The organism is Bacillus sp. FSL L8-0167, assembly GCF_038630295.1.
GTDB classification, from domain to species: Bacteria; Bacillota; Bacilli; order Bacillales; family Bacillaceae; genus Bacillus; species Bacillus safensis.
Genome location: NZ_CP152027.1, coordinates 1,046,556 through 1,073,332 on the forward strand (window position 1 = coordinate 1,046,556; position 26,777 = coordinate 1,073,332).

Genomic DNA, 26,777 nt, shown 5'->3' on the forward strand with positions numbered 1-26,777 from the left:
TAGTGTACCGTGCATCGACTATAATAAGAAGAGATGAAACCGAAACTTATTGGAGAAATCCGACTTCATAAGGGGATGAATATGGATCGATTTATTACATTTACTGTACCGCCGTTTCCTATTTATATTGCTTCAGGTAAAGGGGTATTTCATCAAGGAGAAAGACATATCTCAAGAACCTTCACTGTATTTGATCTGCTCTATGTCACAAAAGGTGAACTATGGATGACAGAGGGCGAGGAGGCTTTTCATGTAAAAGAAGGTGAATATATGATTCTCTCACCGGGCCTGTCTCATGGTGGACATCTGCCGTGTGAAGAGGAAACGCACTATGAGTGGCTGCATTTCTCAATTGACCGATTTGAGCTGACGAACCGGCCGAGAGAACACTGGATTGATATGAAACAAAATCAAGCGACCTTCGAAAAGCCGGCAACCTATGAATTTAGTCTGCCCCGTTTAGGAAAAGTGAAAGGGCGAAGTGTGTTAAAAAAACATCTTTCAGCGATGAGAGCACTAAATCATGATGCATCTGAACTTCCGCTGAAAAAACAGCTATTATTTGAGGAAATGCTCATTCACCTGCAAAAGGAAGCATTCCATATTCCAAGTGCAAAGGAGACTGTCGCATCAGAAGTGGTTCATTATCTTGAGCATCACTTTATGGAGAAATTACACATGGAGCAGCTTGCAGAGAAACTGCACTATCATCCTGATTACATGACAAGATGTATGCAGACGGTGTATGGATTGACGCCAAACCAGTACAGCCATCGTCTCAAAATCGAAAAAGCCAAAAGCATGCTGGCCTCAACGAATGAAAAAATCGCTGCCATTGCAGATCATGTAGGTATTGACGACCCTACTTATTTTTCTAAGCTGTTTCGGCAAAATGAAGGCATGACGCCGATTGAATACCGTCATTTAGCAAAAAGAACAACAAAGTAAAGGAACGTGAACAGATGAAAAAAGAAAAGGAAGAGCTTGTGAACATACGTCCATTAACCGAAACGGACTTAGAGACGGTGTGGCATTTAAAATTTAAAGCATCAGACCAGTCCTATCGAAAATGGAATGCCCCTTATTTTTATGAACACGAAATCCCGCTTGCTGCATTTAAGAAACGGTACTTACAGGAAGAATCCATTCCCCAAAAGCTATATGGCATTGAAATAGATGGTGATATCAAAGGCACCGTATCATATTATTGGGAGAATGAACGTACGAGGTGGCTTGAATGCGGCATTATCATTTATGATTCACGCTTTTGGAGCGGGGGTATTGGGACAAAGGCATTAAATCTTTGGATTGATGTGTTATTTACGTATATTGATATCCCTCGAATTGGTTTAACAACTTGGTCAGGTAATGAACGGATGATGCGGTGCGCAGAGAATTGCGGATTTATCCTTGAGGGGAGACTGAGAAAGGTCCGTTATTATCAAGGGGTTTATTATGATTCAATGCGCTACGGAATGTTGAGAGAAGAATGGAGAAGCCTTCCGCGGAACAATGATAAAATATTTTAGGACAAAAGTATCGTATGTTTGAATAAACTGAAAAAAATCGGTTTTTCAAGCGAATAATAGAAAATGTGTTTTTTTTACATAAGGGGGAATTTAAATATGAGATTAACGGGTCTATTCGTTTCACTTGCTGTTGCCATCTATTTATGGTTTGATGCGCCAAAACATAACAAAGACAAATGGCTGTGGGCCATTTTAGGCGTGCTATTTAGTACCATCGTACTCGGTATTTATTTGATCAAGACAGAGAGGAAGGGGCTGGGCTGGACGATCTTGATTTTAACCATCTTGTTTTATCTCATGCTGCTCATCTCTGTTTTGATCGGTGTTATTCTTTTTTATCAGGCGCCTTCATGAAGAAGGGCCTTTTTCTTTTACCTTTTGAGCCGGTACACCAGCAATGACGATCTGCTGTTCATGAAAGGAACGATTCACCACGGCATTTGCTCCGATTGAAATATGATTTGCAATATAAATGTCTCCAAACAGCTTAGCACCGGGGCCAATCCATACGTGATCTCCAATGGTTGGGACATCCTTTTCGGAATGGTTTTGGCCAATATTCACCCCTTGATGAATATCACAAAATGCCCCAATTTTTGCGTGCTTATTCACAATTAAGAGACCACTATGATTGATTCTAAGGCCGGGGCCAAAGACGCCAATCGGAATATCAAAGCCAAGCTGCACGCCTTTCTTTTTATGTAAACAGCGATAAAACCATTTGCGCAGTAGAGCGCCGCTATTAGAATAGTATTCATATTTTCGTAAATACCTTTGATATTTCCATATATCGTCCCCAAACCACTTTGGTCTTCTGCGCGTAATCGCTAATGCTTTCTTATCCTGCGTTAAGTAATGGTGAAGATCGTGCTTTGTAAAAATCATCAAATTCCCCTCCATCCCTTTATGTTTCAGAGAAATTATACCATCAAAACCATTTATATCAAGAAAAAATGATGTTACTTCTTCAATTTTCTACCTTCATTTCATCCAAATTTCTTCATAAAATGAGCGCTTTAAGTTGAATAGAACAAAAGAACCAGGAAGAATGATTTGTAATTTTTTTCAATATCAAATCGTCTCATGCGTTCCATCTCCTTATGGCAGTAAGGTTTGTAAAAATTACTCGAAAATACTCATTAAAAAGAGAATATTGCATTCATATGCTTTTTGAATCATCTTTTTGAATACAATTGACTTTCCTATCTCACATCCTCTAGGCTAATAAATGAAAATGATAATCTTTATCAATTGGAGGAGTGTTTTATTATGTCCATCAAAACCGTTTCTAAAAATCAGCAATTTTTAGAGCAGCAAAGTCAAAGAGAATCTAATGCAAGGTCTTACCCGAGACGGTTCCCATTAGCCATGCAAAAAGCCGAGGGTATGATCGTGACAGATGCAGATGGCAGAGAGTTTTATGACTGTCTGGCAGGCGCAGGAACACTTGCACTTGGTCACAATCATCCGGTTGTTATAGAAGCTATTGAACGTATGCTTCATGAAAAAAGACCATTGCATACGTTGGACATAACCTCAGAAATTAAAGAAGAGTTTGTGAATGAAATTTTTTCTCACCTGCCAGAAGAGTTTGCAAAGAGAGCAAAAATTCAATTTTGTGGACCAACTGGCGGTGATGCCATAGAAGCTGCGATTAAATTAGTCAAGACAGCGACAGGTAATCGTTCCATTCTTTCTTTCCACGGTGCTTATCACGGTGCGACACATGGCACGATGTCATTAAGCGGAAATTTGTCTCCAAAGGAAAGAGTGCAAGGGTTAATTCCAGATGTGCATTTCATGCCTTATCCATATGAATATCGCTGCCCATTTGGCATTGGCGGGAAAGATTCACACCGTATTTCCAGTTCTTATATTGAGCGTGTATTAAATGATCCTGAAAGTGGTATTCTTCCGCCAGCAGGTATGATCTTTGAAGCTGTGCAAGGTGAGGGAGGCTCAATTCCAGCATCTATTGAATGGATAAAAGAAATGAGAAGAATCACAAAAGAAAAAGGCATTCCGCTCATTATCGATGAGGTTCAATCAGGCATTGGCCGAACAGGTAAGATGTTTGCCTTTGAACATGCAGGAATTGTGCCAGACGTTATTGTATTATCTAAAGCCATTGGTGGAAGCCTGCCGCTTTCAGTTGTGATTTATGATCAAGATTTGGATCAATGGAATCCAGGTGCACACATTGGCACATTTAGAGGAAATCAAATGGCGATGGCTGCAGGAACTGCTACGCTTAAATTTATAAAAGAAACCAATCTGCTTGATCATGTAGACCAGTTAGGGAATCGCATGCAGGCTTATTTAAAAGACATTCAAAAAAATGTACCTGCTATTGGTGATGTTCGAGGAAGAGGATTAATGATTGGTGCTGAAATAGTCAATCCAAATGAAAAGCAGGATGTGGATGGAAGTTATCCAGCAAATCCTGAGCTAGCCAGTCTCATTCAAAAGAATTGCTTCGACAAAGGCTTAATTGTAGAGACAGGAGGCCGTTTCGGTAGCGTCATTCGATTCTTACCGCCATTGATCATGACAGAAGAACAGCTTGAACAAGTCATCGCTATTTTCAAAGAGGCCGTTTACGATGCAATCAACTAAAGCTTCTGTGGATTCATTATTTATCAATCAAAGCCAGCTTGGAAGAGAGTCCTTCCGAGCGGCTCTTCATACATCTATCGACAGCTTACTAGATCAGTGGCAAAAAGACCAAGGTCCATACAGCGGAATATTGCCTGGGAAATTAGCGGCTAGTGTCGAATCCTTATTTCAGCTTCAACCGTCTGGCGAATCAATGGAATCTGTCTTTCAAGATATACAGCAGCACCTTTTGCCGCATCTCGTTGATGTATCGCATCCTAAATGCTTGGCACATTTGCATTGTCCGCCGCTTATCCCTGCACTTGCCGCAGAGGTGATAGTGAGCTCCTTTAACCAATCAATGGATTCCTTCGATCAAAGCGGTATTGCATCTTTGGTTGAGGAGGAAATTTTAAAGTGGCTATGTGCGAAGTTTTCTTATGGAAATCTAGCAGATGGGACATTTACGAGCGGTGGCACCCAATCTAACTACATGGGACTGCTTCTTGCAAGAGATGCATTTTGTGAAAACACATGGCAATGGAATGTTCAGCAGAAAGGCTTGCCGAGTGAGGCTCACCGCATGAGAATTCTTTGCTCTAAGAATGCTCACTTCACTGTGAAAAAATCTGCATCCCAGCTAGGCTTAGGGGAGCAGGCAGTTGTTCTAGTAGAGACAGATGAGCATCACCGCATGGACCTCAACGATTTGAAGAAGAAACTTGTTGAATTAAAGGAACAGGATCTCCTGCCTTTTGCGGTAGTGGCGACTTGCGGGACAACTGATTTTGGCAGTATTGACCCGGTTCGAGATGTGTATGACATCGTCAAGCCATACGGTCTATGGATTCACGCAGATGCTGCCTACGGCGGAGCGCTTGTATTAAGCGAAACCTACGGGAATAAATTAGACGGTATTGAACTTGCTGATTCCATCACAATTGACTTTCATAAACAATTTTATCAGCCGATCTCCTGCGGAGCATTTTTGCTGAAGGATAAAAGACATTTTGGTTTGATTCATTATCATGCAGATTATCTCAATCCAAAGGAAGATGAACTGGATGGAATACTACATCTTGTCCATAAATCTGTGCAAACGACGCGCCGGTTTGACGCACTGAAATTGCTTCTTTCTCTTCGTCTGATTGGGGAGGAAGGGTTTGGTGACATCATTGACCATACCATTGATTTTGCGAAGGATGTGGCCGCGCTTATCGAGAGAAATGATCACCTTGAAGTGATCAATCCTGAACCAGAAATCAATGCAGTTGTGTTTCGATTTAAGGGGGCGGATGACATCAATAAAATCATCCATCGAACGTTATTCAAATCAGGAACTGCTGTCATTGCGAAAACAGTGGTGGATGGTCAAACATGCTTAAAATTCACTTTGTTAAATCCGAGAACGACAATCACACATATTGAGGAAATCCTTTCTGACATCGTTGATATCGGGATCGCTCATATTCAATCCGGGAGGGTACTACGTTGAGTCAATATAAACAAATGGCTGAAAATGCAACTATGCAAAGCTTTTTAAACTGTTTTTTACGTGAAACAGGAATCGATCGATCTGCAAAAAAAGAGACGAAAGCAGATGGTTCGCTTGTATTCGTGGCAAAACTAGCAAAGCAAGACCTTGAGCTTGTGATTCCGATCCGATATTTTTCATCTGTAGGCCGCCATCTCTTTGATTTTCCGATTCGCTTTCGTCCAAGTGGCAGCGAAAAAGAGGGAACGATCGTCGATTACACGACACTTGTTGCTTTATGTTCAAAGGAGCTTCTCATTGCATATGGCCGCACTGATGCAGAGGATGAATTCATGCTTCGCATCATTTTAAGCTGCCGAAATATTGAACGATTCTTACGGGAGAGAGAAAGTGATCAAGCTGCTTTATCTCAAGCTGATTTTGAGTACATCGAGGCCGAGCAGTCACTTCTCCTTGGACATTTAACACATCCTACACCAAAAAGCAGACAAGGGATGACAGAAGAGGAGGAAGCCGTCTATTCTCCTGAGCTGAAAGGAGCTTTCCAGCTTCATTACTTTAAAGCGCACCATTCGATTGTGCTTCAGGATTCGTCTATTTCACAATCTGCGGCAAGCCTCATGTTAGAAGAGCTTTCGCGTCAGGTGCCAGAAGAAACAGAGAGACTGAATAGGTTAACAGAAAACGGAGAATTTGTGCTCATTCCGATTCATCCGCTGCAAGTCAAAGTGGTCATGGAGAAGGCATTCGTGAAGCGTTATATAGAGGAGGGGAAACTGACTTATTTAGGACCGCTCGGGTCTGAATACACAGCGACCTCATCCTTTAGAACGGTCTATCAAAAGGATTCTGCTTACATGCTCAAATTCTCTGTTCCTGTGAAAATTACGAACTCTTTACGTATCAATAAACAAAAGGAATTGGATCGAGGAGTAGAGATGTCCCGCATCTTAAAAACAGATTTAGGCGTTTCTTTATATGAAAAATTCTCTGGATTCCATGTCATTGAAGATCCTGCATATCTCTCTATTCGAGGAGATGAAGCGGAATCTGGCTTTGAAGTGGTCATTCGTCAAAATCCATTCTTGCATCGTGAAAAAGGCGCAAGCTTAATTGCTGGGCTATGTCAGGATCATGCGTACGGAGGAAAATCGAGATTAGCAGGAATTATTCATAAACTTGCAGATTCAGAAGGCCGGTCAACAGAAGCGGTCAGCCAAGATTGGTTTAAACAATATTTGACCATTTCGTTAAAACCGATGCTCTGGCTGTTTGAAACGTATGGTCTTGCACTCGAGGCCCATCAGCAAAATGCTGTTGTGCAAATGAAGGATGGTTATCCAGAGACTTTCTATTATCGTGACAACCAAGGCTACTATTATAGTGAATCAAAAAAAGATAAGCTCGCAGATCTAGTTCAAAACTTGAGTGTAAGAAGTGAAACCATTTGTGCGGATGATGTAGCCGTTGAGAGACTCCGTTATTATTTCTTCTTTAATCATTTATTTGGTCTCATTAATGGCTTTGGCACAGAAGGTCTAGCAAAGGAAGAAGATTTGCTGGCACTCGTGAGAGATACATTGCTCGCTCATGAGGAGACGTACGGAGCATCTGATCTGACTAACAGCCTTCTCCGCTCAAAAGAACTTCCTTCAAAAGCGAATTTGCTGACACGATTTGAAGATATGGATGAGCTGACAGGATCTCTGGAAACACAGTCTCGTTACACGGCTGTCTTAAATCCGCTCTTTTTACATAAGGAGGCGCTGATTGGATGAGGCATCGCATCAGGTTTATTCGTGCTGAATATGAAAGAGATGTCCAGCTTGTCCATAAGTGGATGCAAGAAGAGTACGTTCACCCATTTTGGCATTTGAATATTCCGTTTCCTGATTTTGAAAAGCATTTTTATCAGGCCATACATGATCCGCATCAAACTCTTTATTTAGGCACGATTGATGGGACGCCAATGAGTTATTTTGAGGCTTACAACGTCAAAGGGGATATCATTGAATCCTACTATGAGCCTTCTCCGCATGATCAAGGCATCCACCTGTTAATAGGGGAGCCGGATTATGTGGGAAAAGGATTTGCTGCGCCGCTCCTTCAGGCAATGACAGCATTTCAATTTGAGCAGAACAAACGAACAGAAAAAATCGTTGCTGAGCCGGATATTCGCAATGAAAAAATGATTCATGTATTTGAAAAATGCGGCTTCGAACGTGTGAAACCAGTCACTTTACCCGATAAAACAGGTCTTTTGATGTTTTGTGATCGAGAACGATTCGAAAGGAAGTATAACCATGACGCGGTTCAACAAGCAAAATAATATAGTGGATGTAATTGGGATCGGCATTGGCCCGTTTAACCTCGGGCTTGCCGCATTATCTGAAGAGGTAAATGAAATCGACGCTTTGTTTTTTGAAAGAAGTGAAGCCTTTCACTGGCACCCAGGGATGCTCATTGAAGGGACAACACTGCAAGTCCCATTTTTAGCGGACCTTGTCAGCATGGCAGATGTGAAAAGCAAATATAGCTTCCTCAACTATTTGCAGGAACAAAACCGTTTGTATTCATTTTACTTTCTAGAAGACTTCCATATCCCGCGCAAGGAATACAGTCATTATTGCCGCTGGGTCGCTGACCAGTTAGACTCTTGCCGATTCGGCATGAATGTCGAATCTGTCTCACTGATCGAAAAGGCAGGGGAAAAGCGGTATGAAGTGCATGTCCGTCATGTAAAGGACCAAACTGTAGAGGTGTTTGAAAGCAAACATCTCGTCTTAGGAATTGGCACGCAGCCGGCGATACCCGCATCGCTCCAGCCAGCTTTAGGAGAGAAGGTTTTTCACTCAGCTGACTATTTAAAACGAAAGAAAGAAGGCTGTTTCAAAGGGAAATCTGTGACAGTTATCGGCTCTGGTCAAAGTGCGGCAGAAGTGTTTTATGACATTTTATCAGATGATGAGGCGAAGGATATTCACTGGTTCACACGGTCAAAAGGATTTTTCCCAATGGAATATTCAAACCTTGGACTTGAGTATTTCTCCCCTGACTATATTGATTTCTTTTATGAGCTTCCGCAAGCCAAAAAGGATGCGTTATTAAAACAGCAAGACTTGCTGTATAAAGGTATCAGTTCGGCGATGATTCGTGATATTTATCATTTGCTTTATGAACGTTCTGCCTGCGGAAACCAGCTGAACACAGTGCTTCAAGCCATGACAGAGGTCAACCTGATTGAGGAAACAGCGGGCGGGTTATCACTTTCATGCACGCAATGGGTCAAGGAAGAATCCTTTACACATGAAACGGATATTGTCGTATTGGCGACTGGCTACCAATCCGTTCTGCCGCCGTTTATCAACCCTATTTCTCATTACATTCAATGGGATGATCAAGGACGTTTCCAAGTTGAACGTGAATATCGTTTGAAAACAAATACGATGGGTGAAAATGATATTTTTGTACAAAATGCAGAGCTTCATACACATGGGGTCGGCGCTCCAGATTTGGGGCTGGGGGCTTATCGAAACAGTGTGATCATCAATGAACTTGCTCGTCAAACCGTGTATCCACTTTATCAAAAGCATGTCTTCCAGACATTTGGTACACACAAGAACGCACACACATTTGAAGAAATCAAAGGATAAGGAGGATGAAGCGATGAGTGTACAAGATGAATTGAAAAAAGCGGTGAATCCTGCTGCTTGGAAAAAGGCAAACCAGCGAATGGTGGCAAAAATGCTGTCTGAATATATGTATGAGGACATGCTTCATCCTGTTGAGCTGGATTGTAAGGATGGCATCGCGCAGTATGAATTAATCATTCACGAACATAAGAAATATCGTTATCTGGCAAAACCTCGGTTGTTTGATAGTTTTGATACAATCGCTGAATCAATTGAGTGCTGTCAAGATGGAAAATGGTCAAAGGATGTCAGTGCCATTGTGTTTTTACTAGACATTCAGCCGATCATTCCAATGTCTTCTGATACAACAGGCCATCTTATCAAAGAGCTTCACCATACTTTGTTAGCCGATGTCCATTTGCTGTCGAAAAAAGCACTTCGTGCGGATGAACTGACAGATACGGATTATGCATGGATTGAAGGAGAAATGACAGGCCATCCTTGGATTGTGTATAACAAAGGACGTATAGGATTCAGCTACGATGATTACTTAGCTTATGCACCAGAACGGCAGGAATGTGTGCAGCTGTCTTGGATTGCTGTACATAGAGAGCTTGCGACATTCCATGCAGTCGATCATGAAAACTATGAGCAGGTGATCGCCAAAGAATTAGATGAAGTCACGATTCGTCAATTTCAGCGTGTGTTAAAGGATGAAGGACTGAATGCAGCTGACTATTATATGATGCCTGTCCATCAGTGGCAGTGGACGCATATGATTATTCAGCATTTCCCGGAAGATTTGGCCTTGCGCCGGATTGTGTATTTGGGAGAGGGACTGGATCAATATATCCCGCAGCAGTCGATCAGAACCTTTACAAATATCTCAAACAAAGGCAAGCATCATATTAAACTGCCAATGAGTATTTTAAATACACTCGTGTACCGTGGACTCCCATCAGAACGTACGGTCATTGCCCCGCGCATTACAGCGCATATTAAAGGGATTGCCGATCAAGACTCATTTTTATCTGATGTCTGCCGCGTCATTTTACCAGGTGAGAATGCAAGTATCAATGTCGATCATCCATACTACAGCAAACTGCCTGGTGCGCCGTATCAATATCTTGAGATGCTCGGTGTCATTTTTAGAGAAAGCATTTATACGTACTTAGAAGAAGGGGAGAGCCCTGTTACACTTGCGGCACTCACTTATGAGGATCATGAAGGTGAGCCATATATCAAGCAGCTGATTGAAAAATCAGGTCTCTCAGCAAAAGAATGGATGGCGAAGTTTTTCCATGTCGTGATGCCGCCGCTGCTGCACTTTATGTATCAATACGGCACAGTCTTTTCACCGCATGGGCAAAATACAATTCTTGTGTTAAAAAATCATCAGCCGCATCGTTTGGCGATCAAAGATTTCGTTGATGATGTGAATATAAGTGACCAGCCGCTGCCTGAATTAGCTTCATTAGAAGAAGATTTAAAAGAAGTGCTGCGCAGTGAGCCGCCAGAAGGTCTGGTGCAATTTATCTTTACAGGATTATTTATTTGCAATCTGCGTTATGTATCCAACGTATTAGACAATCACAATCTGTTAGATGAAACGACTCTTTGGCGTTTGCTTGCTGAAGAAATTCAGCAGTATCAAAATCAATTCCCGCAGCTAAAAGACCGTTTTGAATTATTTGATCTATTCCAGCCGAAGCTGACAAAGCTTTGCTTAAATCGTAATCGAATGATTGATTATGGCTATGGAGATGGAGATGACCGCCCGCATGCATCAGAGCATGGGAAGGTCACAAATGCACTCGCTCATGTTCTTTCGTCAGTTGGGGAGAAGTAATAGAAAAGCTGTAGACATCAAGTGTCTACAGCTTGTTTGTTTTTTAAGAAAATGCTTGAGAGGCAAGGAAATAGAAAAGGGCGGGATCATTCAGTTTTTCTTTCCCGCGAATCATCATAAAATGCGCTACGTTTGTTTTTGTAAATCCTGCTTCAACAAGTGTTTCATGCAGGCGTTCAGCAGTTTCTTCCTGCATATCTAAACGAATTGCGCCTGAATAAGACGAGATGAGTGATTGGATAAGCGAGAGAGCGGTTTGTTCATCGTTTGCTGTAAGCGGTCCAATCATTAGATTAGCAGGGGTTTCGATGCCAAAGGCAAATCCAGTTGTTTCATGGTGCTCATTCTTTGCAATCAGCCGGAACGATGCTCGTTCCATTCGCTTTCTTATAAAGCTTGATCGATTGGTGCCTGCACCTTTTTCGTCAAGTGCTTCAATAGACGGAAGGTCTGCTCCATCAGCAGGAGAAAGGTGAATCCCGCCTGACACACGAAAAGCCGCTGGATTCGTGGTCTGTGCTTTGTATGTATGAATGTAGCCGGCCGTTTGAAATCCAATTTTTTCGTAAACGGGCTGTCCTTGTACAGTAGCAGTTAAAACGACAGGAACGCTTTGATCGCTTCTGCGAAGCAGGGTGTCAATCATTTTCCGTGCGAGGCCTAAGCCGCGATGTGTCTCAGATACAATAACGGCACCAATTGATGCTGCTTTATCATATTGGAAAAGTCCTGCACATGAGATCACTTGTCCATCTGTTGTTGAAAAACCTGTAAAATATCCGTTTGTTAAAAGAGATGTAAGCTCATCCGCATTGTAATCAGGCCAGTCGACCTCTTTTGACAATGCGATAAGATCGGGTATGTCATCAAGTGTTAAAGTTCGTTGTACAACGTTTTCCAATACACGCAACTCCTTCTTAGCTGATTTCATCTATATGTATCGTACCATATGAAGGCATAAGAAAAAGGAAAATCCTTTTCGTCTCAGCGTGTATCAAAAAAGAAGAACCCCCAATGACGGAGGGTCCAGTCTTAATGAACATTAAAATATCGAGCTTCAGGGTGGGAAACGACGATCGCTGAAACAGATGCTTCAGGTTCCATCATGAATCCTTCTGTCAGATGGATGCCGATTTTTTCAGGCTGAAGCAGCTTGAACAGCTTTTCTTGATCCTCAAGATTTGGACACGCTGGATAACCAAAGGAATAGCGCTGCCCTTGATATTTCGCTTGGAATCGTTTTTCCATTGTAAAATCGATTGGGTCAGCGAATCCCCATTTGTCACGAATCACTTGGTGGGTTCTTTCAGCTAATCCTTCTGCAAGCTCAAGTGCCAGAGCTTGGACAGCATGCATTTTTAAATAATCTCCTTCCTGCTTAAATTGCTGCGCGACCTCGCGTATACGCGCGCCGGCTGTGACGGCGAATAAGGCAATATAATCTTTCTCGTTTTCATCACTTTTCCGTACATAATCAGAAATGGAGCGGTACGGGAGCTTCTCCTGCCTTGGAAATTGGAACGTTTCAATGATGCGGTCAGGCTCTTCGGGATCATAAATATGCAAATCATTTCCGTCTGAACTGGCAGGGAAGAATTGATACACAAATGCTGGCGCAAACCAGTTTTTCTCTCTGCCTTCGTTTAGAAGATCTGTGACAAGCTGTTTTAATTCCAATGCTTTTGGGTGCTTTTCAGCTAATAAGGTTTTGATCTTTCCCTTTAAGCCGAGATGATGACCAATAAGCATTTGTTCATTCACATAAGGCATAATATGATGCAAATCGATGTCCCTCACATAATGGCGTGCGGTATTTTCTGGCGTAAATACCGGTGCCTTCGGGAGTGCTGCGCGTTTTTCTAGTAATTCTATGACAGCTTTCGGCTGCTTTCCTTCTTTTTCCTTGAAAGGTGCCGCTGGCTCTTCTTGCGGTTTTGTTTGAAATTGAAGAGGATTCGCTTTTAACTCATTGGCTAATGATAGTCCGTCCATCGCATCTTTTGCATAAAGAACAGGTCCATCATAATGAGGCGAAATTTTCATTTTCGTAAATTTACGAGAAAGGGCAGCACCGCCGACCAAAATAGGAACAGAAATATTGGCTTTTTGTAAATCTTGAGCGGTTAGTACCATTTGCTGTGCGGATTTTACAAGTAAGCCTGATAATCCAATCATATCTGGTTTTTCCTTTTGCACAGCTTCAATCAATGTTTGAGGTGTCACCTTGATGCCGAGGTCGACCACCTGAAAGCCGTTATTGCTCAAAATGATGTCGACGAGGTTTTTCCCGATATCATGGACATCTCCTTTTACGGTCGCAAGTAGAATCTTTCCTTTCCCGCTCGCATGCTGCTTTTCCATATATTGCTCAAGAAACGAAACAGATGCTTTCATGACCTCAGCCGATTGAAGCACTTCGGCTACAATCAATTCGTTTTGATTAAAAAGACGACCAACTTCAGCCATTCCCTGCATTAACGGGCCATTGATGATATGAAGCGGCGATTCATATTGCTCCAAAGCAAGGGATAGGTCATCGACGAGACCTTCTTTCGTTCCCTCGACGACATAGAGCGCCAGCCTTTCTTCAAGTGATAAGGAGATCTTTGGTTTTTTCTCCGTTTTCTTTTTGCCGCGGTAAAATTGGGTGAATTCAGCCAGTGTTTGATCATTTGTTTCATAAAGCAAGGTTTCAGCTAGTTTGATTTCTTCCTTTGGAATGGAAGCGAAGCGTTCAAGCTTTTCTGTATTGACAATGGCATAGTCAAGCCCTGCTTGCACGCAGTGATACAAATAGACGGCATTTAAGATTTCTCTGCCAACAGGCGGAAGTCCGAAAGATACGTTGCTGATGCCTAAAATGGTGAGGCACTCAGGCAGGGTTTCCTTAATCATTTTAATGCCTTTGATCGTTTCTTCAGCGGCGCCAATATATTGCTCGTCTCCAGTGCCTACGGGAAAGACAAGCGGATCAAAAATGATGTCACTTGCGGGAATACCATATTTCTTTGTTAGTAAATCGTGAGAACGTACAGCAATTTCAAGCTTTCGTTCTGCTGTCACCGCCATTCCTATTTCATCAATCGTGCCAACAACAAGTGCACCGCCATATAGCTTCACAAGAGGAAGAATCTCTTCAAAGCGTTCCTCGCCATCCTCAAGGTTGATGGAATTGATGATGGCTTTCCCTTGAGAGTAGGTGAGTGCCTTTTCAATCACGTGTTTATCCGTTGAATCAATGACAAAAGGGGCTTTCACCTTTTTCATGGCTTCTTGTAAAAAGCCTTCCATGTCTGCTGCCTCATCACGGTCTGGATCGGCGAGACACACATCAACAACGTGAGCGCCATTTTTCACTTGAGCACGAGCAATTTCTGCTGCTTCTTCAAACTTTTGTTCCGCAATGAGCCGTTTGAATTTGCGAGAACCAATGACATTGGTCCGTTCGCCTACAAAAAGAGGACGCATCGAATCCTCATAAATAAGAGGCTCAATTCCTGATACGGTATGCTGCGGTGATTCGCGGTTGATATGACGCGGCTGAAGCGTGCGTACTTCATCTGACAATGCTTGAATATGCGCAGGTGTAGTCCCGCAGCAGCCGCCGACAATATTTAACCAGCCTTCCTTAGCAAAGGCGGCGATTTTTTTAGCAAGAGAGGCAGGGGATTCGTGATATTGGCCTTCTTCATCTGGGAGACCAGCATTCGGATAGCAGCTCACCGCTGACTTTGCAATGGAGGAGAGCGTGCGGATGTGGTCTGTCATAAATTCTGGACCAGTCGCACAGTTCAGGCCCACACTGATGGGTTTCATATGCTCAAGAGAGATATAAAAGGCTTCGATATCCTGACCAGCAAGGGTGGTGCCCATCGGTTCAATCGTACCTGATACCATGAGTGGTAATTGAATGCCGGTCTGCTGAAAGGCTTCCTGAATCCCTTTGAATCCAGCTTTTACATTCAGCATATCTTGGCTTGTTTCTAAAAGAAGGGCATCACACTTACCGTCAATCAGAGCGCGGGCCTGTTCTTCATAGTTTCTGACGAGCTCACTAAAGGTTGTGCCGCCTGTTACAGATAATGTTTTCGTTGTCGGGCCCATTGCGCCTACAACAAAACGAGGCTGCTCCGGTGTAGAGAAACGGTCTGCTTCAGCCTTAGCCAGCTGCGCAGCTCGAACATTGAGTTCATAGGCAAGATGGCCAAGCCCATATTCATCAAGGACGAGCTCTGTCGCGCCGAACGTATTTGTTTCAATGAGGTCAGCATTTGCTTCGAGGTACTCCCTGTGGATCTTAGAGATGATGTGAGGGGCTGTCACATTCAAATACTCGTTACAGCCCTCATACTCTTCTCCGCCAAAGTCCTCTGCTGTCAGGTTGGCGTTTTGAATCATTGTGCCCATTGCTCCATCAAGGACGAGAATGCGTTTTTTGAGCTGTTCAGTGATAGTTGACATGGACGTTAGACTCCTTTTCTTTCTGATGGATGTAGGTGGTCAGTTCTGCTGTTAAATCTGATCGAAGGAAAGGAGTAATTAAATAAATGCCATTAAACAATTCGCAGGCTGTATCTAATAAAGAGCGGGCAATCGCCAAGCCTTCTGCTCGCTGCTTTTCTTTATCCTCGCCAGCTTTGGCCATAATGTCACGAATAGAATCAGATAATTTGATGCCTGGAATTTCGTGATGAATAAATTCTGCATTTCGGCTGCTTGTTAACGGCATAATGCCGATGTAAATCGGTTTATCCAAGTGGCGGCTTTCCTCATGAATTTTCACAAGCTGTTCCTCAGAATAAACAGGCTGTGAAATAAAATAATCAGCACCGTATTCGATTTTTTTCTCAAGACGTTTGACTGCTTTATCAATATGGCGCACATTTGGGTTAAACGCGCCAGCCACTGAAAAATTGGTCTTTTTGCCAAGGGGTTTTCCTGAGAAAGAAAGGCCTTCATTAAATTGTTTGATGAGACGAATCAAATCAAAGGAGGTTAAATCATAGACAGATGTTGCACCTGGGAAGTCTCCAATTTTAGATGGATCGCCTGTGATCGCTAAAATATCGGTTAATCCAAGGGTGTCGAGCCCCATTAAATGAGATTGAAGGCCAATCAAATTACGGTCGCGGCATGTGATATGAACAAGAGAACGCATATCGAGCTGCTGCTTTAATAATGCGCCGCAAGCGACATTGCTAATGCGCGGAGTCGCAAGAGAATTATCGGCTAACGTCAATGCATCAATGCCAGCATCCTTTAATTCATTTGCAGCAACGAGAAATTTTTCAAAGTTCAGCTTCTTCGGCGGATCAAGCTCTACGATAATCGAACGTTTTTTCACAGCCAGCTCATCAAGACCTGGCTCAGTGCGCTGATCTTGAATGGAAATGATTTCCTCTTTTAACACCTTCACTTCTTTTTCAGTGATCGGTGCTAAATCTTTGACCGCTTCAGCCATTGCGCTAATATGCTGAGGTGTTGTTCCGCAGCAGCCTCCGATAATACGTGCGCCCTGATTTCTAAATTCAAGTGCACTTTTTCGGAAATACTCGTTATCGGTATCATAGACGAGTCTGCCTGCTTCAAGAGAGGGAAGACTGCTGTTAGGATAGACAGATAAATGCGAATTTTCCAAAAGTGGAACGCCTTCGAGTGCCTGAATCATGTGATAAGGGCCCAGCCGGCAGTTGATGCCGACAACATCTGCACCAAGAGATGATAACTCAGATAAACCATCCTTCAGCGGGGTACCATCCTGCAAAACGCCTTGTTCATGCATAGAGACGTTCATGACAATCGGAAGAGTCGTTTCTTTGCGGGCAATTTGGAGAACAGCCTTTGCTTCTTCTATGTCATAATACGTTTCAAGCAACAATCCGTCAGGTTCTTCATTTAATAGGATGTACAGCTGCTCTCTAAAGCTTCGTTTGATTTCTTCTATAGAGTAGGCATTTTTGTTAAACGTCCGAATGCCGCCAATTGTTCCGAGTACATAAGCAGAGCCTGCGGCTGCTTTTGCAATTTGTACTGCTTTTGTATTGATGCGTTTCGTTTCTTCCTCTAAGCCGTAGCGGGATAGTTTAATATAATTCGCGCCGTATGTGTTCGTTTGGATGATGTCAGCGCCAGCCTGCACATATGCCTCGTGAACGCGTTTCACTTCATCCTCTTTCGATAAATTTAATTCTTCAAAGCAGCGGTCAATGCCGTAAGAGTATAAAAGTGTTCCCATCGCTCCGTCAGCTATCAGTACGCGGTTTTGTAAGTCTTGTAATAGGCCCATTGTATTCCTCCTTATTTCTATGTAACAAAAAAAGCCTTCTGATAAGAAGAAGACTTTTTGGCTGTATCGTAATTCTTCTCCTTATCTTCCAAGCAGTTGCTTGCTGGATTTAGCACCTTGGTCATAGAAAATAGATTTCTACTACACCGGTTGCTGAGGCTTCACAGGGCCAGTCCCTCTGCCTCTCTTGATAAGAAAGCAATATGAACATGTCAATGAATTGAACTTCCATCAACTGTAACGAAAAATGCAGAAATAATCAATGGAAAATTTGAAATTTATCGAAAATTTATAAATTGGACATCAATCGGCAAATCAGCCTTGCGCATAAGAGAAATCACCTCTTGTAAATCATCTTTATTTTTCCCTGTCACACGCACTTGGTCATCCTGAAATTGTGATTTCACTTTGATGCCAGACTGCTTGATAAGCGCGTTAATCTTTTTGGCGTTGTCTTGATCAATCCCGCTGATGAGCTTCGCACGCTGGCGCACTGTACCGCCTAGGGCATGCTCAGTTTTTCCATAATCGATATTTTTAGTTGGAACATTTCGTTTGATCAGCTTTGTCACAAGCACATCTTTTAGCTGCTCAAGTTTGAAGTCATCATCAGAGATGAGAACGAGCTCTTCTTTTTCGAGAGAAATATCACTTTTACTTCCTTTAAAATCATAACGGTTTTTAATTTCTTTCAGTGCTGCTTGAACAGCGTTTTGCACTTCAGGCAGTTCAACCTTCGATACAATGTCAAATGAGCTTTCTTTTGCCATCACACATGACCTCCAAGTTTAGATATTGCGTCTATTTTATCATGCAAATGGCAGAAGAAGAAAACTTTATCAAAGAGTACAGCCGCCAGCCGTATAAATCGTGTCCAGTTTGTCCACTTTAGCTAACAGAACTAGAGATGTTCATGCGGGGAGAAGTATAGTAGAATAGAGTGAATCAAAAGATGAACGAACGCTCTTTTATGGGCAGATAGGAAGGAAGAGAACATGAGACCAGGTGAGCAACTGACCTTGCAAATAGAGAATGAAATGGAATACGGCTACTTTTTGACAGACGGTGAAGATTCGGTCCTCTTACACCGCAGTGAAATGACAGAAGATATTGGTGACCGAGATGAAGTAGAGGTCTACTTATATGTAGATCATGAAGAAAGACTCGCTGCCACGATGAAAATACCTACAATTAACGCACATACATACGGCTGGGTAGAAGTCGTGGACGTGGTAGAAGACATGGGCGCATTTGTCGATGTTGGGCTGTCAAAGGATGCACTTGTTGCAACAGAACACCTCCCGCCTTTTGAGGAAGCATGGCCGAAAAAAGGAGACAAACTCTACTGTATGCTGAAAGTCACAAGCTACGGCAGAATGTTCGCAAAACCAGCCACAGAAGACGTGATCAGTGAATTGTTCACTGAGGCACCAGAAACCTTAATGAACAAAGAAATCACTGGAACAATTTATCGTTTAATTGCGACAGGTTCCTTTATGCTGACAGATACAGGCGTGAGAGGGTTTATTCACCGCACGGAACGAAAGGAAGAGCCAAGATTAGGATCGACCGTTACAGGACGCGTCATTGCAGTGAAAGAGGATGGAACCGTAAACGTTTCTCTGCTTCCTAGAAAACAGGATGCATTATCTGTCGATGCAGAAGAAATTTTAACCTATATGAGAACAAGAAACGGCGCCATGCCTTATGGAGACAAAAGTGATCCAGAGGATATTCGCGAAAGATTTCAAATGAGCAAGGCAGCCTTTAAACGAGCACTAGGTCATCTCATGAAAAATGATCTAGTTTACCAAAAAGAAGGCTGGACATACGAGAAAAAGTGAGCATTTGCTCACTTTCAGCGTGTAGACAAACCCTCGCATTCGCCCGCAGGTCTGCGCTCCGGTGCTCACGAATGTCAAATTCGCTCCGCTCCTGTGCTCGTCCTTCCTAGACTGCAAAGGTTTTCTATTACGCTGAAAAGAAGACAAAAGGCTAAAATCAAGATCATTTTAGCCCTTTGTCAACAATCTAAAAGTGAGCATTTGCTCACTTTTTTATTTTTGTTTTAAATAATGGATTTTTTCTATGAAAAAAGTCATGAAAAACCTTCACTATATCATTGAAACAACGCCCCTCAAATCCGATAAAAAAGGAGTAAGGATGATAAAAGGAGTGTGTTTTTGGATGAAAGTGAAAATATCATTACTTCTGATGGCAGCCATGCTTATGGTGCTCGCCGCATGCGGTAATCAACAGGAAGGGGCGCCAAAATCAACTGCGAAGCATATTGGCGTTATGCTCACAGATGATGGTCTTGGTGATCAATCATTTAACGATTCATCATTTAAAGGATTAGAAAAAGCACGTGATGAGCTTGGCATTGAATTTGATTATAGAGAAATTGCAGAAACTGATACATATGAAAAAGGGCTGACAGAGCTAGTGAAAGATGGAAATGATCTCATCATTGGTGTAGGTTTCAGTATGCAAGAAGACCTAGAAAAAGTCGCGAAGAAATATCCGAAGAAGCAGTTCCTGCTTATTGATGCCGTATCTGAGCTGAAAAATGTGACCTCTGTGACGTTTAAAGAAGAGCAAGGCAGCTATTTAGCGGGAGCACTTGCTGCAATGACAACGAAAAGTGATGTCATTGGATTTGTTGGCGGTGTTGACGCAGATGTCATCCATCGTTTTGAAAAAGGATTTCAAAAAGGCGCCAAATCAGTCAATCCGAAAATCAAGATTTTATCTACCTATGCCGGTACGTTTAGTGATGCAGGCAAGGGGAGTAAAATAGCCAAAGACATGATCAAAAAGAAAGCAGACGTTTTATATGCCGCAGCCGGCTACTCAGGTGTCGGTGTATTAAAAGAAGCACAGTCACAGGGTAAATATGCTATTGGTGTAGACAGCGATCAGTACTATACTGCTGAAAAAGCGGTCATTTCGTCTATGGTGAAAAAAGTCGATGAAGTGGTCTATCAATTCAGCGAACAGCTCGTTAAAAACAATCAAATGAAAAGCGGGCATGTTGTCTATGACTTAAGCAATGATGGAATCGATATGGCAAAAATCCGGATCCTGAAAAATGCTGAGACACTGACTAAAAAATTAAATGGTCTGAAGCAGACGCTTCTAAAAGAAGAGGGGGACGCATCATGAGCTTACGCGTCAAAATTTTACTCAACTCACTTATCTCACTTCTTTTAGCAGTAGGCGTTATCGCCTTTATCATTGTCAGCATGACAAAAATCCAATCATCAAATGAGACAGATGTCCAAACCTTATTAAATGTACAAAAAACGAAGGCAAGCTTTGAAAGTGTCGAGCAAGCCATGACCAATTATTCGATGACACTCTCAGATGAACAGCTAGAGATCGTTCAAAACGATATTTCTACAGCAAAAAAACAGCTGCAAACGTTAAACAAACATGCAGGAAATATGAACAAAGAGGCATTAACAAGGTTAAATTCAAAATATGACACGTGGACCAAGGAAGCCAACAATGCCATTGGTGAAAAAAACGCATCGGATGCAAGACGTGTGGCAGCAAGAATTGATGGCGTTTTAAACGATGTGCATACGATGAATAAAAGGGCAGAAGAAGCGTATAAACAAAATCTAGAGGCTGCAGCAGACAATGTCCAATGGATTATCACAAGTGCACTCGTCTCAGCCCTCACACTGATTGTCATTGCCGTCTTTTTGAATATTGGATTAACGCGATCCATCGTGACACCCATTAAATCACTATCCTACAGAGCAAAGCAGATCGCAGAAGGCAACCTTGCTGTGGAGCGGATGGATATTCAGCGCAAGGATGAAATCGGCGACTTGAATGAATCCTTTAATCAAATGACAGATCAGCTGATTAGTCTGATTAAAGAAATCAGCAATGTCTCAAGCCGAGTAGAGACATTCTCGATCCACCTGAATGATGAAAACAAAAAGATGATGGAGTCTGCGAATCAAGTATCTGTTTCGACAGACGAAATGGCCAATGGATCACAAGCGATTTCAGAAGATCTCCAGCACGGCGTCAGCTTGATTGAGAAAATGGACCAGCATGGACGTAAAAATTCCGAACGCTCACAAACGGTCATCCGCAGTACAGAGGATGCCATCGAAGCCGTAGAAAGCGGAAAGCACACGTTAACAGAAACAAAAAAAGCGATTGAAAAAAATACACATGCGACGAGACAAATCGAAGAATCAGCAGGAGAATTCACGCAATACGCCAGCGGAATCTCGGCCATGGCCAAAACGGTTTCTGACATTGCGGACCAAACAAACCTGCTTTCCTTAAACGCAGCCATTGAAGCGGCAAGAGCAGGTGAAGCTGGAAAAGGCTTTGCCGTTGTAGCAGATGAAATTCGCAAGCTTGCTGATGAATCGTCTAATGCAACAAGACAAATCTTTGACATGGTCAGTCATATTGAAAGAGGCATTCAATCCATTAGTCAAACTGTTCAAGAAGGGGTCAAGCTTTCACTTCAGCAGCAGGATGCGATGGACAAAACCTCACACTCCTTTGAAGATATAGAAACAAAAGCGCAGCATATTAAACAAGAAATGGCGGTCTTAAATGACCAAATTATGCAATCAACAGAACTTGGCGGACAAGTACTGCACTCGATTGAAAATATTAGTGCAGTGGTAGAAGAAACAGCAGCTGGCAGCGAAGAAATTTCTGCCTCAGCCAATGAACAGCTGCAATCGTTCCATCAAATGAACAAACAGGTCGAAGAATTGATGAGTATGACGGCAAGGTTAAATGAAACCGTCCAGCGATTTAAACTTTCATAAGAAAAGCACCCTTCCCGTGTTGTGTCAGGGAAGGGTGCTTTTTATGATCATTTGCCTGTAAAAAAGATCGCAAGCGTACTAGGTCCTGAATGGGACCCAACAGCGGCGCCGATGATCTGAATATCAATTTCCTTTGGATGAAATTCGGCTTCGATCAGCTGTTTCATGTCTTCCGCCAGTGCAGGATCATCACCATGACTAATACCAACCGTTTGGTTCGTCCAATCCGTTCCGCGTTCTTTCATTAGTTCAATAATGCGTTTCAGCAACTTTTTACGTCCGCGGATTTTTTCAAGCGGGATGAGTTTTCCATCTTCGACATGTAAAATGGGCTTAATGCTTAACAAACCGCCAACAAATGCGGACGCTTTACTGATTCTTCCGCCTCTTGCTAAATACGATAAATCGTCTACAGTAAAAATATGTTGTAAAGATTCACAAAAATGCTTTACAGACGTTTCAATTTCTTGTATTGTATTTCCGTCAATGGCAAGTGATTGAGCGTGTTTGACAGCAAGCCCATAGCCGAGTGAAGCGCATTTAGAATCAATGATTCGTAAATCAAAATCAGGGTATTCTTCCTTCACTTCGTTTGCCATCATCACAGCTGTCTGGTATGTACCTGAAAGCTCTGATGAAAAAGCGACATAGATGGCAGATGTATGGGTTTGAGCGGCAGAAACAAAGGTTTCCTTGATCCGGTTTGGTGAAGCCTGTGACGTTTTTGGACTGGCTCCTTGTCTCATCGCATCAAATACTTGTTTTGGTTCAATGGTGATCAAATCCTCTAATTCCTGCTCGCCAAGCAATACGCGGAGCGGAATGAGCGTTATGTTATGTTCATCATAATAAGAAAGAGGCAGATCAGCAGCACTGTCTGCTATGATATGAACAGTCATATAAATCCCTTCTTTCTAAAAAATAAGCCATATTTTACATCTTTTTAGCCTAACTATATCATAGAAATCATCTTTTCGTGTTCAAATTCTAAATTTTAGGGAAAACCATAGAGAGAATGGTAAGTGGAGGAATGACAACATGTTCATTGGAGAAGCAAAAAAACTCATTGTCGTCGTTATTGGTGCATTACTCAATGCGATTGGACTGAATTTATTTTTAATCCCAGCTGACGTATATGCAAGCGGTTTTACAGGGGTAGCCCAGCTGTTATCCAGCTTAATCGATCAATATGCGCCATTTTATGTATCTACAGGGATTCTATTATTTATTTTAAACATTCCAGTCGGTATTTTAGGCTGGATGAAAGTTGGCCGTTCCTTTACTTTGTACAGCATCATCAGTGTTGCACTGACGACCATTTTCCTTGGCATTTTACCAGAAACGAGTGTTTCCCACGATATTTTATTAAATGCTGTGTTTGGCGGTGTCATATCCGCAGTAGGGATTGGGATTACGCTCAAATACGGGGCATCGACAGGCGGACTAGACATTGTTGCTATGGTTTTAGCTAAGTGGAAGGATAAACCAGTTGGCACGTATTTCTTCATTTTAAATGGAATCATCATTTTTACAGCAGGATTATTACAAGGTTGGGAGAAAGCATTATATACCCTTGTCACATTATATGTGACCACAAGGGTCATTGATGCCATCCATACAAGACATGAGAAGCTGACCGCTATGATTGTCACGAAGAAAGCAGATGAAATCAAAGAAGCCATTTACGGAAAAATGGTCAGAGGCATTACGACTGTACCTGCAAAAGGCGCATTCACCAACGAGCAAAAGGAAATGATGGTGATCGTTATTACAAGGTATGAGCTTTATGAACTTGAACAAATTATTAAAGAAGTCGATCCAAAAGCCTTTACAAATATTGTGCAGACAACCAATATTCTTGGATTTTTCAGACGAGATTAAAAGGTGGGTAGCAGATGAAAAAAGGGTTTGTGCTTCTCCTCATTCTATTGGTTTTAGCCGCTTGTGGACAACAAAAAAAGGATGAACCAGACAAGGAGGTATCCGGTCAAATGGGAGAAAAAACGGTTGAGCTCACAGTAGACCCCGTCCAGAAAGGTTCTTCAGTTCAATTTAACATGTCACTGAAAAATGAATCAGATCGAGATTTTGAATTTACTTTTAACACAAGCCAAAAATTCGAGCTTAGTGTGTATGACGAAAACGGGAATGAACAATACCGCTATTCGAAAGACCGTATGTTCACACAGGCCATCCAAACTTTTGTGCTGAAAAAAGGCGAGGCCTATGATTTTCAAGATACATGGTCAAACGGTGTAAAGCCCGGAACATACGAAGCAGTCGTAACGTTTAAAGGAAAAGCAGAAGGGCTGAAACAAATCACGGAGAAGAAAACATTCCAAGTCAAATAAGCGAGAATCGGAAAAAGCTGTCCACATTAGGTGAACAGCTTTTTTTATGTTAGAGATCATCGAGCAAGTCTTGGAAGGTATGCAACTGGTTTCTTTCTGCATCTGTCGAATTGGCAAATGCAGAGGATACGGCATTTTTCGCTCGCTTGACTGCCTGCTGACGCTCTAACCCAGATGAAAATGAAGAAGTAAGAGCTTCTTCAGTAAACGATTTGGCTTGATCAAAAAGTTCGTTTCTCACAATGAACCTCCAGAAGCATCAGTCTTCATATTTCCTCTGTCTGACGCTTCTTCAAGTGTCGAACGATAAGGAAAACGTGCGTCATGAAGACTGACTGAATCTTTACCTTGTTGTATAAAGCGTTTCGATTTGCTTCTTTTACCCATTCGGAATCCGCCCCTTTACACAAGCTGACAGGACAACCTGTCTAACGGTAGTATGCCCGCTTTCATCTGCTATGTATGAATGGAAAAATTAAAGCGAGAAGTAATTCGTTAGAAACTTTGCAATCCCATCTTGTTCATTTGTATCAGTGACTTCATTTGAGACACGTTTCACGGCATCAATTCCGTTGCCCATTGCTACACCGCATCCAGCAAATTCAAGCATTTCTAAATCATTGTCTTCATCTCCGAATGCCACAATCCGCTCCTTAGGAACACCGTAATAATCACTAATCTTTTGCAGTCCAACGGCTTTGTTCATGCCTGTTTTAATGATTTCAATCACGTGCCACGGGGCAGCCCAGCGCCTGTGATCAATCACTTTTGCATGGACATCTGATAAATAGCTTCGAATGGCTCCAACGTCCTCTTCTTTTGCATGAATTAACACGCTCGTCACATTCTCTCCAAGGTTGTCCCTAAGGTCTCCAACAGTGACTTTGTTTGCATTCATATTAAAGATATCAATGAGTTTTTCATCATGATAATGGAAATACAAATCGTCTAACACTTCAGCTAAGACATTATGCACTTTATATTCTTCACTAATGTCTACAAGCTGTTTGACTACTTGAAGATCAAGTGACGTATGAAATCTGCCCCATTTTTCATCAAGAGGATGATGGACAAACGCTCCGTTAAAATTCACAATGGGTGAATCAAGCTGTAATTGCTGATAATAAGGAGAGCTGGAACGAAATGGCCGGCCTGTTGATATACAGACGTGATGCCCGCTGTCTCTCACTTTTTGAATGACGTCAAGTGTATGCGCAGAAATGGTTTTATCATCTTTTAATAATGTGCCATCCAGGTCAAGTGCGATTAGATAAGGTTTAGTCTCCATAAAATCTCCTTTGATCTGTAAGTGATAGGAGGCAATTCATGTTAGCGCCTCTTTCTATAGTGTATCTTTATCACATCTTTGTTGTCTACATGTTAAAATAAACAAAGACGGGAATGATAAAGGAGGATTCATAGGCTGTGATCACCATTGATGAGCAAATTACGCGCGATATTCCATTTTTACATATCGTAAAAGCTGAAAATAAAGACAAACCGCTGCCGCTTGTATTTTTTATTCACGGATTTACAAGTGCACGCGAGCATAATTTACACTTTGCCTTCCATTTGGCGGAAAAAGGCATGAGAGTCATTTTACCTGACTGTGCTTATCATGGTGTAAGATCAGAAAACCTCAGCTTAGAGGAACTGGCATCAAAGTTCTGGGAAATTGTCCTGAACGAAATTCGTGAAATCGATATACTCAAAACATACTTTCAAGAAAAACAATTGATTGAAGCCGATCTGATAGGCGTTGCGGGTACATCCATGGGCGGCATCACCACCTTTGGTGCACTTGCCAAGCATGATTGGATCAAAGCCGCTGTCAGCTTGATGGGAAGTCCAAACTATACGACATTTCTAAAAGCACAAATCATGGACATGCGTCACAAAGGGTTGATGAAAGACATTACAGACGAAGAGGTTCATCTGCAATTAGACGCTCTGCGCCCATATGATTTAACGCTGCAAACAGATCGATTAAACAAAAGACCGCTGTTATTCTGGCATGCAGAAAACGATCCTGTCGTCCCTTACCGGCACGCAAAAACTCTATATGATGAGTTAGTAGCCACACAATATAAGCAGGATCCGCATCTGATTCGTTTTATCACTGATGGACAAGCTGGACATAAGGTCTCAAGACAAGCGATGTTCGAAACGATTGACTGGTTTGAGACACATCTGAAAAGCACAAACGTTTAGTCATAAGAAAAAGTACGT

Annotated in this window: 24 protein-coding genes and 1 riboswitch; of the genes, 15 read left to right on the plus strand and 9 right to left on the minus strand. The window is 42.2% G+C overall.

Annotation, left to right across the window (positions count from 1 at the left end; all coding sequences use genetic code 11):
* Nucleotides 1-81: 81 nt before the first annotated feature.
* The 3 genes from MHB66_RS05255 to MHB66_RS05265 all read left to right on the plus strand — a co-directional run bounded on the left by MHB66_RS05255 (nt 82) and on the right by MHB66_RS05265 (nt 1,883).
* Nucleotides 82-948 (plus strand): AraC family transcriptional regulator, encoded by an 867-nt coding sequence (locus tag MHB66_RS05255; protein ID WP_041117083.1) that lies wholly within the window; start codon nt 82-84, stop codon nt 946-948.
* A gap of 14 nt (nt 949-962) precedes the next feature.
* Complete coding sequence (locus MHB66_RS05260) at nt 963-1,529, plus strand: GNAT family protein (RefSeq protein ID WP_041117085.1); 567 nt, start codon at nt 963-965, stop codon at nt 1,527-1,529.
* Nucleotides 1,530-1,625: 96 nt separating this feature from the next.
* Entirely contained in the window at nt 1,626-1,883 is a 258-nt protein-coding gene (locus MHB66_RS05265; protein WP_024425086.1) for a hypothetical protein, read from the plus strand.
* On the opposite strand, the gene MHB66_RS05270 is transcribed toward MHB66_RS05265, so the two are convergent.
* Nucleotides 1,878-2,414: a serine acetyltransferase gene (locus MHB66_RS05270; RefSeq protein WP_046310499.1), complete on the minus strand. Its 537-nt coding sequence runs from the start codon at nt 2,412-2,414 to the stop codon at nt 1,878-1,880. The two genes, MHB66_RS05265 and MHB66_RS05270, sit on opposite strands and share 6 nt — an antisense overlap.
* 384 nt (nt 2,415-2,798) lie before the next feature.
* On the opposite strand from MHB66_RS05270, the gene MHB66_RS05275 reads away from it, so the two are divergent.
* The 6 genes from MHB66_RS05275 to MHB66_RS05300 are packed head-to-tail and all read left to right on the plus strand — an operon-like array spanning nt 2,799 to nt 11,100.
* Nucleotides 2,799-4,145: an aspartate aminotransferase family protein gene (locus MHB66_RS05275; RefSeq protein WP_024425084.1), complete on the plus strand. Its 1,347-nt coding sequence runs from the start codon at nt 2,799-2,801 to the stop codon at nt 4,143-4,145.
* Entirely contained in the window at nt 4,132-5,619 is a 1,488-nt protein-coding gene (locus tag MHB66_RS05280) for an aspartate aminotransferase family protein (RefSeq protein WP_046310503.1), read from the plus strand. The genes MHB66_RS05275 and MHB66_RS05280 overlap by 14 nt, the downstream gene beginning before the upstream one ends.
* On the plus strand, nt 5,616-7,397 hold the full coding sequence (locus MHB66_RS05285) for an IucA/IucC family protein (protein WP_046310505.1): 1,782 nt from the start codon (nt 5,616-5,618) through the stop codon (nt 7,395-7,397). Before MHB66_RS05280 ends, MHB66_RS05285 begins: the two co-directional genes overlap by 4 nt.
* Entirely contained in the window at nt 7,394-7,948 is a 555-nt protein-coding gene (locus tag MHB66_RS05290; protein WP_046310508.1) for a GNAT family N-acetyltransferase, read from the plus strand. Before MHB66_RS05285 ends, MHB66_RS05290 begins: the two co-directional genes overlap by 4 nt.
* Nucleotides 7,923-9,272, plus strand: coding sequence for a lysine N(6)-hydroxylase/L-ornithine N(5)-oxygenase family protein (locus MHB66_RS05295; RefSeq protein ID WP_046310510.1), 1,350 nt, complete (start codon nt 7,923-7,925; stop codon nt 9,270-9,272). Before MHB66_RS05290 ends, MHB66_RS05295 begins: the two co-directional genes overlap by 26 nt.
* Before the next feature lie 13 nt (nt 9,273-9,285).
* Entirely contained in the window at nt 9,286-11,100 is a 1,815-nt protein-coding gene (locus MHB66_RS05300; protein WP_046310512.1) for an IucA/IucC family siderophore biosynthesis protein, read from the plus strand.
* Between the two features lie 43 nt (nt 11,101-11,143).
* Here MHB66_RS05300 and MHB66_RS05305 read toward each other — a convergent pair whose 3' ends face one another.
* From MHB66_RS05305 to MHB66_RS05320, 4 genes are all read right to left on the minus strand, one after another.
* A complete protein-coding gene (locus tag MHB66_RS05305) occupies nt 11,144-12,001 on the minus strand; it encodes a GNAT family N-acetyltransferase (RefSeq protein ID WP_046310514.1) in 858 nt (285 codons plus the stop codon).
* A 131-nt stretch (nt 12,002-12,132) separates the two neighbouring features.
* The gene (gene metH, locus MHB66_RS05310) at nt 12,133-15,561 is read right to left on the minus strand and encodes a methionine synthase (RefSeq protein ID WP_046310516.1); all 3,429 of its coding nucleotides are present in this window, start codon (nt 15,559-15,561) and stop codon (nt 12,133-12,135) included.
* Nucleotides 15,545-17,386: a bifunctional homocysteine S-methyltransferase/methylenetetrahydrofolate reductase gene (locus MHB66_RS05315; RefSeq protein WP_046310518.1), complete on the minus strand. Its 1,842-nt coding sequence runs from the start codon at nt 17,384-17,386 to the stop codon at nt 15,545-15,547. The genes metH and MHB66_RS05315 overlap by 17 nt, the downstream gene beginning before the upstream one ends.
* 78 nt (nt 17,387-17,464) lie before the next feature.
* Nucleotides 17,465-17,583: riboswitch (SAM riboswitch) on the minus strand.
* An 81-nt stretch (nt 17,584-17,664) separates the two neighbouring features.
* Nucleotides 17,665-18,156 (minus strand): YajQ family cyclic di-GMP-binding protein, encoded by a 492-nt coding sequence (locus MHB66_RS05320; RefSeq protein WP_012009527.1) that lies wholly within the window; start codon nt 18,154-18,156, stop codon nt 17,665-17,667.
* Nucleotides 18,157-18,381: 225 nt separating this feature from the next.
* Here MHB66_RS05320 and MHB66_RS05325 point away from each other — a divergent pair, with 225 nt between their 5' ends.
* From MHB66_RS05325 to MHB66_RS05335, 3 genes are all read left to right on the plus strand, one after another.
* Entirely contained in the window at nt 18,382-19,230 is an 849-nt protein-coding gene (locus MHB66_RS05325) for a S1 RNA-binding domain-containing protein (protein WP_025093387.1), read from the plus strand.
* Between the two features lie 343 nt (nt 19,231-19,573).
* Nucleotides 19,574-20,551 (plus strand): BMP family ABC transporter substrate-binding protein, encoded by a 978-nt coding sequence (locus tag MHB66_RS05330; RefSeq protein WP_024425075.1) that lies wholly within the window; start codon nt 19,574-19,576, stop codon nt 20,549-20,551.
* The gene (locus tag MHB66_RS05335) at nt 20,548-22,197 is read left to right on the plus strand and encodes a methyl-accepting chemotaxis protein (RefSeq protein ID WP_342490574.1); all 1,650 of its coding nucleotides are present in this window, start codon (nt 20,548-20,550) and stop codon (nt 22,195-22,197) included. The genes MHB66_RS05330 and MHB66_RS05335 overlap by 4 nt, the downstream gene beginning before the upstream one ends.
* A gap of 47 nt (nt 22,198-22,244) precedes the next feature.
* On the opposite strand, the gene MHB66_RS05340 is transcribed toward MHB66_RS05335, so the two are convergent.
* A complete protein-coding gene (locus MHB66_RS05340) occupies nt 22,245-23,096 on the minus strand; it encodes a DegV family protein (RefSeq protein WP_046310522.1) in 852 nt (283 codons plus the stop codon).
* Between the two features lie 139 nt (nt 23,097-23,235).
* On the opposite strand from MHB66_RS05340, the gene MHB66_RS05345 reads away from it, so the two are divergent.
* Complete coding sequence (locus MHB66_RS05345) at nt 23,236-24,078, plus strand: YitT family protein (RefSeq protein WP_024425072.1); 843 nt, start codon at nt 23,236-23,238, stop codon at nt 24,076-24,078.
* A gap of 14 nt (nt 24,079-24,092) precedes the next feature.
* Entirely contained in the window at nt 24,093-24,548 is a 456-nt protein-coding gene (locus MHB66_RS05350) for a BsuPI-related putative proteinase inhibitor (protein ID WP_024426502.1), read from the plus strand.
* A 49-nt stretch (nt 24,549-24,597) separates the two neighbouring features.
* Here MHB66_RS05350 and MHB66_RS05355 read toward each other — a convergent pair whose 3' ends face one another.
* From MHB66_RS05355 to MHB66_RS05365, 3 genes are all read right to left on the minus strand, one after another.
* On the minus strand, nt 24,598-24,789 hold the full coding sequence (locus MHB66_RS05355; protein ID WP_024425070.1) for a DUF3813 domain-containing protein: 192 nt from the start codon (nt 24,787-24,789) through the stop codon (nt 24,598-24,600).
* The gene (locus MHB66_RS05360; RefSeq protein ID WP_024425069.1) at nt 24,786-24,935 is read right to left on the minus strand and encodes a hypothetical protein; all 150 of its coding nucleotides are present in this window, start codon (nt 24,933-24,935) and stop codon (nt 24,786-24,788) included. The genes MHB66_RS05355 and MHB66_RS05360 overlap by 4 nt, the downstream gene beginning before the upstream one ends.
* Before the next feature lie 88 nt (nt 24,936-25,023).
* Nucleotides 25,024-25,836 carry a Cof-type HAD-IIB family hydrolase gene (locus MHB66_RS05365; protein WP_046310525.1) on the minus strand — a complete coding sequence of 271 codons (813 nt, stop codon included), beginning with the start codon at nt 25,834-25,836 and terminating at the stop codon, nt 25,024-25,026.
* 137 nt (nt 25,837-25,973) lie between these two features.
* Between MHB66_RS05365 and MHB66_RS05370 the strand changes: the two genes are divergently transcribed.
* Nucleotides 25,974-26,759: an alpha/beta fold hydrolase gene (locus tag MHB66_RS05370; protein ID WP_034282104.1), complete on the plus strand. Its 786-nt coding sequence runs from the start codon at nt 25,974-25,976 to the stop codon at nt 26,757-26,759.
* The last annotated feature ends 18 nt before the right edge of the window (nt 26,760-26,777 follow it).